Origin of the sequence: Micromonospora sp. CA-263727, assembly GCF_050942455.1 — a bacterium.
In the GTDB taxonomy this organism is placed as follows: Bacteria; Actinomycetota; Actinomycetes; order Mycobacteriales; family Micromonosporaceae; genus Micromonospora.
The window spans coordinates 540,352-552,284 of record NZ_CP192031.1 but is presented as its reverse complement, the minus strand read 5'-3'; the positions used below and the strand labels follow the sequence as shown (position 1 = coordinate 552,284).

General features: G+C 66.9%; 10 protein-coding genes. All 10 read right to left on the bottom strand.

The window, feature by feature from the left end:
* Nucleotides 1-241: 241 nt before the first annotated feature.
* The 10 genes from ACQPYA_RS02550 to ACQPYA_RS02505 all read right to left on the bottom strand — a co-directional run bounded on the left by ACQPYA_RS02550 (nucleotide 242) and on the right by ACQPYA_RS02505 (nucleotide 11,835).
* Nucleotides 242-1,333 (bottom strand): DNA adenine methylase, encoded by a 1,092-nt coding sequence (locus ACQPYA_RS02550; RefSeq protein ID WP_433531026.1) that lies wholly within the window; start codon nucleotides 1,331-1,333, stop codon nucleotides 242-244.
* A gap of 400 nt (nucleotides 1,334-1,733) precedes the next feature.
* Complete coding sequence (locus ACQPYA_RS02545; RefSeq protein WP_433531025.1) at nucleotides 1,734-2,774, bottom strand: helix-turn-helix transcriptional regulator; 1,041 nt, start codon at nucleotides 2,772-2,774, stop codon at nucleotides 1,734-1,736.
* Between the two features lie 59 nt (nucleotides 2,775-2,833).
* Complete coding sequence (locus tag ACQPYA_RS02540) at nucleotides 2,834-3,931, bottom strand: glycosyltransferase family 4 protein (protein WP_433531024.1); 1,098 nt, start codon at nucleotides 3,929-3,931, stop codon at nucleotides 2,834-2,836.
* Complete coding sequence (locus ACQPYA_RS02535) at nucleotides 3,918-4,865, bottom strand: DNA-3-methyladenine glycosylase family protein (protein WP_433531023.1); 948 nt, start codon at nucleotides 4,863-4,865, stop codon at nucleotides 3,918-3,920. The genes ACQPYA_RS02540 and ACQPYA_RS02535 overlap by 14 nt, the downstream gene beginning before the upstream one ends.
* The gene (locus ACQPYA_RS02530) at nucleotides 4,862-5,758 is read right to left on the bottom strand and encodes a S66 peptidase family protein (protein WP_433531022.1); all 897 of its coding nucleotides are present in this window, start codon (nucleotides 5,756-5,758) and stop codon (nucleotides 4,862-4,864) included. Before ACQPYA_RS02530 ends, ACQPYA_RS02535 begins: the two co-directional genes overlap by 4 nt.
* A gap of 50 nt (nucleotides 5,759-5,808) precedes the next feature.
* Nucleotides 5,809-8,214, bottom strand: coding sequence for an SUMF1/EgtB/PvdO family nonheme iron enzyme (locus tag ACQPYA_RS02525; protein WP_433531021.1), 2,406 nt, complete (start codon nucleotides 8,212-8,214; stop codon nucleotides 5,809-5,811).
* A 9-nt stretch (nucleotides 8,215-8,223) separates the two neighbouring features.
* Nucleotides 8,224-8,955 carry an SDR family NAD(P)-dependent oxidoreductase gene (locus tag ACQPYA_RS02520; protein WP_433531020.1) on the bottom strand — a complete coding sequence of 244 codons (732 nt, stop codon included), beginning with the start codon at nucleotides 8,953-8,955 and terminating at the stop codon, nucleotides 8,224-8,226.
* Nucleotides 8,955-9,338 (bottom strand): hypothetical protein, encoded by a 384-nt coding sequence (locus ACQPYA_RS02515; RefSeq protein WP_433531019.1) that lies wholly within the window; start codon nucleotides 9,336-9,338, stop codon nucleotides 8,955-8,957. Before ACQPYA_RS02515 ends, ACQPYA_RS02520 begins: the two co-directional genes overlap by 1 nt.
* Nucleotides 9,339-9,382: 44 nt before the next feature.
* Nucleotides 9,383-10,762 (bottom strand): B12-binding domain-containing radical SAM protein, encoded by a 1,380-nt coding sequence (locus ACQPYA_RS02510; protein WP_433531018.1) that lies wholly within the window; start codon nucleotides 10,760-10,762, stop codon nucleotides 9,383-9,385.
* Nucleotides 10,759-11,835 (bottom strand): radical SAM protein, encoded by a 1,077-nt coding sequence (locus tag ACQPYA_RS02505; RefSeq protein ID WP_433531017.1) that lies wholly within the window; start codon nucleotides 11,833-11,835, stop codon nucleotides 10,759-10,761. Before ACQPYA_RS02505 ends, ACQPYA_RS02510 begins: the two co-directional genes overlap by 4 nt.
* Between the last annotated feature and the right edge of the window lie 98 nt (nucleotides 11,836-11,933).

The following is an 11,933-nucleotide window of genomic DNA, read 5'->3' as shown; positions in this document are numbered from 1 at the left end:
ACGACAAGAAGGCTCTGCCATCTACCGGTCCGTGATGGGCCGCGCCAGCACCGACACTGCACAGAACCTTGACGCCTGGCCCAGGCTGACGTTTACCTCCGGTGCTGAGCAGCTCAACTACTCAACGCGGTCGCTGGGGCGAGACAGCGTTGAGCCTCATGAGATCAGCAACGACAGTCAGTGAGATCATCGACACGATCAACCATCATGCCTTCTGTCGCCCGAGGACGGAACCCCTCGTTCAGCTCCCGCTCGTGTCCGTCGAGTTGACCTTCTCGCACGAGCTGCATGTGCCGTCACCGACGTTGTGATAGTCGTCCGACTCTGGGACATCTGGAAAGTTGGTCACGAGCAACTCGGCACGGACGGTTCGTTGCCGTTTGCCCTTCTTGTCGTCTGCCCTGAGTCCCGCTGCGGTATACCGGTGCATTGCGTGCAGCACATGACGGCCCTCGGCTGGGGGATACAGTGCACGCGCGAGTGCGTTGTCATCGTAGGACAACAACCACCGGAACGAGGTCTCGCCGGAAAGTACCCGCGCAAGGGCCCTATGCTGATCATCTTGAAACGACCACTGATATAGGTATCGCGCCTTATCGACATATGGCGGATCGAAGTACACGACCGTCTCTTCCCGTCCCACCAATCCGCCGTACCTGCGAGAGACAAGATTCAAACTGGCATCCCAGTCGTGGCTCCATACGTCAAGTAGGCGCCCAGTGTTCGCCAGTTGCCCGACGGCCTCTATTCGCCGCGCGAGCGCCTCCTTGTTGAATCGACAGTCAATTTTATACTTGGTTTCGGCGTTTTGATTCAGGCCGCCGATCGGACCAGCCCAACCATGCAGGATGCCAGAGAATGTAGTTCTATTCAGAAACAGGCACTTTAGTGCCAGATCGCGAGCTGTGGTCGAATTGCAATTTCGCCACCACTTCCATCGCTCGACAGTCACCGGCATTTCATGCATTGCGTCGATCAACCATGTTGTATCGAATGCAGCCACGTGCCAGAAAGCCGCTACAAGCGGATCAGCGTCCGCGAGCACAACGTGCTCAACGACGCCGGTGCCTGCCAGTCGCAACGCCGTCGTAGCTCCACCGCAGAAGGGTTCCACGAACAGCCGGGGGGGTGGCACATTGCTAGCAATGATGCGCTCGATGATCGGCACGAGCTGGCGTTTGGCACCGGGATATCGCAATGGGCTGACCACCGACGCCGAATATTGGCGCGGGTTATCAACGGCTTCGGGCTTGAGCTGGACTTGCGCCGGCGGCCACGGCTCGGTACGACACGCCAGACTTGGACCGTCCCGGGGGTCGTCCTGCCCTACCACCCTTCCCCCTTCGCTGGCCGTGTCATAGTAACGTGGACACGGCGACGCTGATGATCGACCCCAACGTTATTCGTTCCCGGCCGGAGCAGTAAAGCGTTGGCCTGCTCAGTCGGGTTCGTGCCGTAAAGACACGGCCAACATTCCACGGCTACCGACGTCGCAGGCACTGCAGTCGCAGTTGGGGTTACGCGCGGCCAGCCTCGTGGCCTTGGACGCAGCAGGTGACCCTGTATCCGGCGGACGGGTCGAGGGCTCACAGTCAGCCCAGTGCGACCGCCAGCGGCGTGCGGGCAACGGATCAGCGCCAACGACGCTCGACCGAACCGCGCCAACGAGATCGTTGGCGTTGGTGATGATGTCGCAGAAGACTGCCGGGACATCCCACCCTGTGGCGTCGCCGCTACCGCGAGCTGCGTGGATTGCGGCCTCGGGTTGCGCGTAGCCGGCTGTCGTCGTGGAGGTAGCTCGGATCGCTGCTGGTTAGGCTCTCGTGTTCACGATAGGCGGCTAGCGCTCTTTCGTAGTGGTGACGGAGCGCTCGGCGAAGTTCTGCGGGTTCCTCAGCGGCGACGTCGGCACCGAAGCTGGCGACGAGCGGGACGAGCCATTGCCAGTTGTCCACGTACAGGATGATCCGCACCGTTCCGTCTGGTTCGTGGTGGACCTCCGAGTCGGGCTTGAGCCCGAGCCGCAGCATCTCGTCTCGGGCGCTGGCGTGAATGCGTAGCGCAACCCGGGTGGAGCCGCGTCCGTAGTCTTCGAGGGCTTGGGTCCACCAGTCACGCAGGTTGAAGGCGTCGCCGGGGTGAGCGAAGGTCAGGTCAGTACGGTTGAGTCGGTCGATGAGGTTGAGACGGTAGCGGCGAGGTTCGCCTCGGGTAGGAGCGGCGACGAGCCACCATTCGCCCCCCTTCCAGACCAGCCCGTAGGGCTTGACCGTCATCGTTTCGGCCGCCTGGGAGCGTTTGACGCGGACGGTGATCTCGATGGCGGTGCTGGTGAGCAGTGCGTAGCGGATGGCGGGAACGTGGCCGGAACCTTCGTCTTGCCAGTACCAGTCTCGGGTGTCGAAGTAGATGCGTTGGCCGATCTTGCGGAGCGTGTCTCGGGCGTAGGCGCTGACCCCGCCAGCTTGGAGGAGGCCGGGGTCGGTGATGGCTTCGTCTCCGTTGTCGATGAGGCCAAGCACGTAGAGGCGCAGTACGTCGTCCGCGTCCATGATCAGCGGGTCGACTGGGCTTTCGGCGCTGAGCCGGTAGCCGCCTTCGCGGCCGGCGATGGACTCGATGGGCAGTCCGGCGGTGTTGAGTTCTTCGATGTCGCGGTAGATGGTGCGGACGCTGACGTCGAAGCGGGTGGCGAGCGCGGTGGCCGAGACCCAACTCTTTGACCGTAGTTGCTGCACGATGCCGATGTGGCGGGCATAGCGCTGGTTGACCACGATTGCTCCTGACCTGGCGACTGTCACCATTGTCAGGGTTACGCGGCGGCGTGGCTAGATCATCGAGCGACCGCGCGGCGGTAGGTGTCGAGAAGGGCCGTGCCCGCGGTCGCGGCGGTGTAGCGGGCGAGGTGGTCGGCGACGGTCTGTGCCGGGGGCGCGGGTTGCTGGCAGCGGGTAACGATGGCCTTTGCCATCTGGTCGTCGTCGTATGGGTCGGTGTAGGTGACCAGGTCACCGGCGATCTCGTGGTTGACCGGGGTGTCGGCTGCCAATACGGGTGCGCCTGCGGCCAGCGCCTCGTGGACGGGCAGTCCGAAGCCTTCGTAGAACGAGGGCCAGAGAAACGCGGTGCAGGTGGCGAAGTGCTGCGCTAGGACTCGGTTGTCAATGTGGCCGAGGACGGCAATGTCGGGCGCACCGTTGATGGGCAAACCGCGTTCCCAGCCGAGGCGGCCGACGAGTTTCAGTTGTGGGGGCATGGCGTCGGGTGCGGCTTGGCGAGCGAGTCGGAAGGCGCGGACCAGGCGGGGGATGTTCTTGGTGGGGATGTAGACGCCGACGGCGAGTAGGAACGGCTGTGCTGGTGGTCGGGCCGTGGTGCGGGCGTGGTGGAGTTGGGCGGCGAATCGACTGTCGATGAAGTTCGGGACGACGGTCAGCGGCTGCGCGGGTTCGCCGAAGACGTGGACGATGTCGGCGCGGCTGGAGTCCGAGACGGTGATGATCGCCCGGAGGTGCGGGTGGTGGAGCTGGTCGCGCAGCCGATCGTTGTCCTGGTCGCGGATGCGTTTGACCATCAGCTCGGGGTACAGGTAGCGGCCTGGGTCGTGCAGTGTGTAGACGGCGGGGTGGTCGAACCGGCGGGGTAGGTCGAACGGGTAGTGCACGAGGTCAGGCTCGAAGCCGCGTAGCGCTCGGGTCAGGGCGTGGGCGTGGCGGGTGCTGACGGTGAGCACCTGGACGTGGGGGTACGCGTCGGCGGGGAACGCGGCCCGCTCGCTCTCGCGGACCACGACGGCGGTAGTGACGTGCTCGTACACGGTGCCGAGGGCTTCGAGCAAGAGCAGGATGTAGCGTTCAACTCCAGTCTGGAAGCTGCCGCACCAGTAGCGGGCGTCGATCGCGACGCGGATACGGGTGTCAGGACCGGGCACCGGAGCGCACCCCCACGGTCTTGCCGATGGTGCTGACCCACTGTTCGGTGTCGGTGGTGAGGAAGTCGAGGACGTGTTCGCCGAGCTGTCCCCAGCGTTGGTCGATGAAAGTGGCGACCTCTTCCGGGGTGGGGGTGGGGTTGTCCAGGTAGAGCCGGCCGATGACGTCGATGACGTAGGTGTCGACGTGGGCAGTGCCGCCGCTGCCGTAGACGAGGTTTGTGGTGAGGTTGGCGGTGTAGGGGCCGACGCCCTTGATGCCGAGCAGGTCGGTGATCACCTCAGCCGGTGGGCGGCTGCGCCAGTCGGCCCAGGTGTAGCCGACCTCGGTGAGGTAGCCGGCCACGTTGGCGAGGTCTTTCGCCCGGAACCCGACCTTGCAGGCGCGGAGTTCTTCGTCGGTGGCGCGGGCCATCATCGGCGGTGTCGGGAACACATACACGGGTTCGCCGGCCACCGTCTCCCCGCTGGGCTCGCCGAAGGCGGCGGCGAGGTTTCCCATCATGGCGTAGATCCGGTTGAAGTTCGTGCGCTTGGCGCACACCACCCCGCACAGCGCCTCGAACACGTCGGGGTAGAGCTTGCCGCGACCGAGGCCGCGGTGGTTGACGGCGGCTTGCAGGACCGGATCGCCGGAGGCGAGGGCAACGATCTGCTCGTACGGGTAGTCGAGTTGCAGGCAGCGCACCAGCGCGGCGCGGACCTGGTCGACTTCATCGGGTATGGCGTCGTCCACGGTGACCCGGGCGGTGAGCTGGTTTGGTGCGCTCTGCCTGATCCGGGCGACGGCGTGGTGGGCGTCCTTGGGTCCGATTCGTAGCGGGCGGACCAACTCGTCGCCGTCGCGGACCCACGGATAGATCAGGTAGGTCTCCAGCGCGTAGGTGAAATCAACGTGGGTGTCCAGGTCGAGGACAAGGTCGTGGCTGCTCATCGGGCCTCGATCAGGTCGTCGCGGTACCGCAGGACCGGGCTGTTGTCGTCGAGGTGTAGCTCGATCACGCCGCCGATCGGCAGCTGGATCTTGCGCGGGGTGTGCCCGAACTCGACGTTGGTGATCACCGGGAAGGCTCCGCCGGCGCAGCGCACGATCAGGTCGTCCCAGGTCTGGTCGGGCGCGTCCCCCTGGCTGGTGTCCACGGGCACACCGACGACGAGCGCGGCGATCCGGTCGAACACGCCAGCCAACCTCAGGTGGGTGAGGGCCGCGTCGATGTCCACCCAGCCCACGAAGACGTCTTCGAGGATCAGGATGGCGCCGTCGAGGTCGGGTAGGTAGTCGGTCCCGACGAGCGCGCGGATGGTGCCGAGGTGTCCGCCGATGACCGGGCCTCGCACGGTGGTGCCCGCGCCGCGCACGATCCTCCAATCCTTGCCGGGAACTTCCCGGCCGGTGAAGCCGCTGGTGATGGCATCGAAGAAGGCGGTGGCGGTTTCGTCGTGCACGGGGCGTTGGAAGAAGTCGTAGCCGGAGGGGCCGTGCAGGGTGAGCAGGCCGGTGCGGGCGTGGATGGCGTTGAGCAGGATGGAGGGGTCGGACATGCCGGTCAGGATGGTGGGGTTGGCGGCGATGGCGTCGTAGTCGAGCAGGGGCAGTAGTTGCGCTGCGCCCTTGCCGCCGGTGGCGGGCACGATGAGCCGCACGTCCGGGTCGGTGAAGGCGGCGTTGAGGTCGGCGGCGCGCTGCTCGGCCGGGCCGGCGAGGTACCCGGTAGTGGCCCGGCAGCTCGGGTAGGTGCGCACCTCGTAACCGCGTCCGCGCAGGTAGCCGACAAGCCGATCAAGGTCGTCGCTGCTCACCGGGGACGAGGCAGCGACCACTGCCACGGTGGAACCGGGTGGCGCGGCTGGAGGCCGAATCGTGGTGGGCATCGCCCCTACCTTTCTGGTTGATCGTCTGGTCCGGCGTCGCGGACAACTCGGAAGCCCACAAGGTGTCCGCAGTGCTCGGCGGATTCCAGGGGGCGCACGGTGGTGCGCAGGAAGTAGGTGTTGGCGCGGGTGTCGCCGCCTCGGTACTGCGGGTGGTCGCGGTAGCTGTCGGAGCACCACTGCCACACGTGGCCGGTCATGTCGTCGACTCCGAACGGCGATGCCCCCCAACCATTGGCGGTAATCGTATGAAGGGTCGAACCTCTGGCCAAGCAACGCGGCGGCGCGGGCATGGCAGAGCCCCAGGGGAACCAACGGCCATCGGTGCCGCGAGCGGCGAACTCCCATTCGTCCTCGCTGGGCAGCCGGCCGCCGGCCCACAGCGCGTAGCGCTGCGCCCAGACCCAGGGCACGATCGCCGGGAGTTGCCCCGTTCCGAACGCCGGCTGCACATCCCCGACCGGTCCGAGGACGTACTGCTCGGCCGTCGCTTCGACAGCCGCGGCCTGTTCCGCTCGATCGGTCGTGCGGAGAAAGGTGGCGAACATATCGCGGCTGACGAGATGCTGGTCCATCCAGAACGGCGTGAGGTCGACCGGTCGCGCTTCCTCCCCGACGGGGTCGAGCCCGAACACGGACCGGACCACGGCGCGGTCCTCCGCGCGGAGTCCGAGGGTGGCCGGGCCACCCGGGATGAGCACCTCGGTAGCGCCGTCGCTATCCCGAAGACGGGTTTGCGTCGGCGTCGGGTCTGCCGGTCGTAGGGCGGCGTTGAGGTAGCGCGCCATCACTTCCAGAAGGTCATCAGGACTCTCGCCGTCTCGGGTGACGGTGGTGCCGGTGAACAACCATCCGGCCCCGTCCGGTTCTGGCTCGGCCCACTCCTGGTGGGCGTACCACTGGGCGTAGGTTTCGTTGCGGCCGTTGGGCTGCCATCTGGCGGTCAACTCCTTGATGCCTCGGCCGCGTACGACGGCTTGGGCCTGGCCGAACATGCGCCGCTGGGCTCCCGCCCAAAGCAGGCGGCAGCTTGCCAGGAACGAGTCCAGCCGGGCTGGGCCGTCTGGCGGGTAGGTAATCTCGGCGCAGCCGATGATCTCGTCGGCGAGGTCTGAACCGTGGTAGGTGACCTGGAACGCCAGGACACTCCATGCCGGGTCGGCGACCAGGGCGGCCAACTGGTCGGCGGTGCGGCGAGGGGTGGTCATGTTGAACTGGTTGGAGCGGGCGTGCAACTGCGCGAGCCGCCGCAGGGTCTCCGCGTCGGTCGGGTCTTCGATGCACACGATCTCCGGAACGAGTTCGCCGCTGCGGCGGGCCTGGTAGTAGCGGGTGCGTTGCAGGTCTGAGGTCGTGGGCGGCTGGTCGCTGCCGGGGTGTAGTTGGCGGCACAGGTCGGTAACGAGAAGCGGAGTAGCGGCCACCGCGGGCACATGCAGTGCCGGGTATGCGGCGCGGAGGCGCTCCTGCTGGCCGGGGTTGTCGTCGATGAACACGGCGTGCTGCGCGGAGATGTTGTCGAAGTAGCTCAACGCCCACGTGGTCGCGGCGGTCTTGTCGATGTCCTGTGCTGCCCACAACTCTGCTAATGGCACGGCCGGATCGATGCCAGCAAGGGCAGCCTGCGCCTCGGCCGGGTCGTTCTTGCTGATCCCTGCTAGTAGGGCGCCGCGCTGCTGACGGGCGGCGAGATGCTGTCGCCATACTCGGTGGCTGAGTTGGCCTACGACCCCACCGGCCGTGAACGCTGCTGGGAGGCCGTCCTCGGCCACCGTGCCGGGCCACAGCACTCCGTCGAGGTCGGTCAGCAGCACCTTGGGTCCGGGTGTCAGGTGCGGGGCGAGTGCCTGCCAGTGTGTCCAGGCCAGGTCGAGTAGGCGGTTCCACAGGTAGCCGACGCGGTCTCGGCGGCCGAGCACCTCCAGCGTCGCGGCCACCGCCGGGAAGTCCTCACCGGCGGTCAGCACGTCGAGGTCGGCCGCCTGGTGCACTGGTATCACCACTGCACCGGCGGCTGCCGTCGTCTCGGTGACAGCGGCGTTCGCAGCCTCTACCGCCTGCGCCGACTCCGGGTCGGCGTAGGGCAGGGTCTGGACCAACAAGGGACGCGACTGGCAGTCAAGGGCGGCGAGCAGTTCCCGCAATTCGACGGTCAGCGTGGTCTCAGCCTGGCTGGCGTTGGCGTACACCGCGCTCGCGGCCTCCAATGCCGCCGTCACGACGACCGTGACCCTCAGCGGGTGTTCCTGCACGTTCCCGAGCCTGGCGGCGAGCCGTTGCACCAGCAGCGCCAACCCGGGCAGTCTCGCCCCGTCCGGAACGAAGCTGATACCCAAGACCTCGCTCTCCGGCTCGCCAGTGAGGTCTGGCCGTTCGAGATCGGCCAGCCAGCGCATGTATCCGACCGTCATCGTCGCCTCCTACCGGGCGCTGCTGTCGAAGATCAGCCGCACCACCGTGCCGGTGGCGTAGTCCCATGCCGGGTCACAGCCCAACCCGGCGATCACTGCCGCTACTTCCTCCACCGTCAATGCCCGGCCAGCGGGCAGACCTGCGTAGTGCGCGTCGACGTCGGTGACGCCCTTCATGGCGAGGATCTGCTCGGCCTGCGGGGAGGCGATCAGCGACGGCGCGACGACGTTGACCCGCACGCCGTGGCGGGCCTCCTCCTTGGCCAAGGTCAGCGCGAGCGCTTCCAACCCCGCCTTCGAGGCGGTGTACGCGCCGTTGCCGGCCCCGGCCACGCGCACGGTGTCCGAGCTGACCACCACGATCCGGGCTGCCCCGGCACGTGCCCGCGCGGCGAGCGCCTGCCAGGCCGTGACCAGGCCGAGCGCGTTCACCGCGAACAGCCGGGCGAACTCCTCGATGGGCGTCTCCGCCACCGGCCGTTTGGAGGACGCCACCCCGACGGTGAACACCACCACGGCCAGCCGGTCAGGGGCAGCGTCCACCGCCGCCCGTAGCCCGCTGGCGTCGCCGCTGGCCGCGTCGAACGGCACCCAGCCCGTACCGGCGTCGGTGTCGCCGGGGTGCTGCCCGTGATGGGTGGCGATCACGCCCAGCCCGCGCGTGCGCAGCTCGGCCGTCACGCTCCGGCCGATGGCACCGGACCCGCCGACCACCACCGCGAGATTCCGCCCGCTGCCCATCAGGCTGCCTCGGCGCGCGGCGAGTCGGGATGGTCGTTGACGAACATCTCCTCGAACCGCATCTGGACCTCCGGGATGTCGAACAGTGCGCCGACCGCACGTGCGGTGTCCGCCGAGGCGGGGTCGTCGCGGCCGATGACCACCACGCAGTTCGGAAAGGCCACGTACATTCGCTCGTCGTCGAGGAAATGTGCGTAGAACCGCTTCGGCAGCAGCACCTGGGCTACCTGCATGGCGACCGCCAAGACTCGGTGACGGGTCACGGCGAGTTCGGCGATCTGCACCGGCAGGGTGCCGCCGAGCAGGTGTGGGTAGCGGCGCACCATCACCGCCGGCATCGGCATGGGTAGCTGCCCGTCGGTCAGGCTCTCCATCAACACCAAGCCGCGCATTGTTCTCTCCGAGTGCTCAACAGCCTGGTCGGCTTTCATGCCGGCACCTCCGCTCGTGCTGCCCCGGGCTGTTTGACCAGGCGAGTGTGGGCGCGGGCACGCGCCACGGTCGCCGCCGACGTCCACGGCGTCTGCGAGTCGTAGTAGTCGAAATCGGCCCAGCCCTCCAACGTGTCCGGTGCCTCGAACCCGTAGCGCAGGGCGTCATCGAACAGCGGCGTACCGGGGAACGGGCCGAACAGATGTACCCGCGTCTCGGGCCGTGGCTGTAGTTGGCTGATTGCGGTTAGGAGGTCGTACGTCTCGTCCACCTCGGCGTCGGCCTCGCCGGGGAACCCGACGATGAACGTGTAGCAGCCGAGGATGCCGTGCGCGGCGATGTCGGCCGCGACGTCATACGCCTGTTCCCGGGTGATCTCCTTACGGACGATTTCCCGCAGCACCCGGTCCGAGCCCGACTCGATCCCCATCAGCAGCCGCCGGCACCCGGAGCCGGCGATGCCGCCGAGCAAGTCAAGCCGTTGCTTGCGGGAGCGCAGCACATCGTTCGGGTTTATCGAGGCCGCCCAGCCGATCCCGAGCTGCCGTTCGGTGAGTGCCTGGCAGAAGTCGACCGCGCGGCGGGGCTGGACGAAGAAGTCGGCATCGTAGAACTTGATCCCGCTCAGGTCGTACGCCTCGACCAACTCGGCGATGTCGTTCACGAGCGGATCGGCCGGCATCGAAGACCACGACCGCTGATAGGTCAGCTCGTAGCAGAACTGGCACTTGTAGACGCAGCCCTGCGACGAGACGTAGTTCAGCGTCCGGGGCGCCACCGTCGGATCGTCGCGGACGTACTCCTGCACGTTGAGCAACTGCCACGGGTACCGGGCCATCATCTCCGTCTTCGGCGCGTTCACCGGCCCCTTCATCAAATGCCCACCGCGCGCCATCAGTAGCCCGGGGACCTGTTCCAGACGGCCAGACCCGAGCAGGCAGCGCACCAGCTCCGGCATCGACCGCTGTCCAGGACCAACCAATGCCATGTCCACCAGCTCGTGCGTGGCGGTCTGCTCCCCGAGCACGTTGACGTGCGGCCCGCCGAACACCACCGGCGGACAGCCGGATCGGAGCTTCGCCTCCCGCACCATCTCCAAGGCGTGCCGAATCTGGCCACCACCGGTCATGATGCTGACCCCGATGCACACGGCCCGGTCGAGGTGCTCGTCCAGGAATGTGGTCCACTGCTGCCCGGTGCGCTGATTGCCGTCGAAGATCACCACGTCGACATCGCCATCCGCGAGGAGGCGTTGCGCGATCGTCAACAGCGAGAACGGCATCCAGTGGTACAGGTAGTCCTTCTCGTGCTCCACCCGAGGGTAGACCAGGATCACCAGCCGGCGCCGGGCCGGAGACGGCAGCAACACCGTCATGACAGCACCTCCGCCACCGACACCTTGGATGCCTCCACGCGGAACGTCGCCCCCGCATACACGTCGAGAGCCCGTTGTACGGTCGACTCCAGTTCGCCGCCGTCGCTGTCGAACAGCTCGCCCAACGGCACGGTGATGTCCTCCCGCAACAGGCAGAACTGCAACCGCAGGTCGGCCGTCAGTCGCAGCGCCATCAACGCGTCGTGGCATGGGAACAACGGGCAGGTGTCGCAGACTGAGCCGTACCAGGCACCGGCAGTGCTGTCCTTCACCACTACCTCGAACCCGGTGGCGAACGACAGGACGGTCATCGGATGCCCCAACCCGCCCTGCGTCCGCGTCGAGATCTCCACGGCGTCCTCCGCGAACTGCGCCGTGATCGACTCCAACGGCACATACAGGTCCCGGATCACCCGCCCCGCGCGCTTACGCGCGAGCCGCTTCGCGAACGACTCCGCTCCCGCGTCGAGGTCCTGGATGACGTCCAGAAGCTTCAGCGTTGCGACGCCTTCTCGCGCGCAGAACGCGGCCAGGTCCGCCACCTCGTCGTCGTTGACGCCGGCCATAACCACCATGTTGACCTTGACTGGCACACCCGTAGCCACACACGCCCGCAGCGCGTCCAGCACGGCGGCGTGATCGCCCTGACCAGTGATTTCCTTGTGCAACTCCGGGTCGAGCGTATCCACGCTCATGTTGAATTGAGTCACTCCGGCCCGAGCCAGTTCGTCCGCCCGAGGACCGATGCGGGGGTGTCGCGAGATGACCTCGACCTCGCCGAACGCCGCTTCGGTGCGCAGCCGCTCGGCCGCTTCCTCCAGCGGGTCGTAGAGTGCCGGGTCGCCACCCGTCAGCTTCACTCCCGTCACCCCCGCGCGACGGACCAGACGACCGATCGATACGAGGCGGTCGACGTTCAAGTCGGTGCCCGCCGCGGTCAGCACCGCCTCCCCGGAAGGCCGGCAGAAGAAGCACGCACGACCACACCGCGAGTTCACGGTGACGCGGAACTGAGGCAGAAGCCTGCCAGAACCCTGACGATCCATGCTCCAAGCGTCGATGGGCGCATTCATCAGGGTCAAGGTGTCGACGGCAGGGTTAGTGTCAGGGTTTGTCGGCAACCCTCGACCAACACTGACACGCACCGTCAGGGCCTGATCACCAGAATTCC

Bases quoted from the DNA above. Each gene is read 5' to 3' on its own strand.
- ACQPYA_RS02535 (WP_433531023.1), bottom strand. From the start codon at position 4,865: ATGAGCAGCCACGACCTTGTCCTCGACCTGGACACCCACGTTGATTTC.
- ACQPYA_RS02505 (WP_433531017.1), bottom strand. From the start codon at position 11,835: ATGAATGCGCCCATCGACGCTTGGAGCATGGATCGTCAGGGTTCTGGC.
- ACQPYA_RS02520 (WP_433531020.1), bottom strand. From the start codon at position 8,955: ATGGGCAGCGGGCGGAATCTCGCGGTGGTGGTCGGCGGGTCCGGTGCC.
- ACQPYA_RS02510 (WP_433531018.1), bottom strand. From the start codon at position 10,762: ATGACGGTGTTGCTGCCGTCTCCGGCCCGGCGCCGGCTGGTGATCCTG.
- ACQPYA_RS02525 (WP_433531021.1), bottom strand. From the start codon at position 8,214: ATGACGGTCGGATACATGCGCTGGCTGGCCGATCTCGAACGGCCAGAC.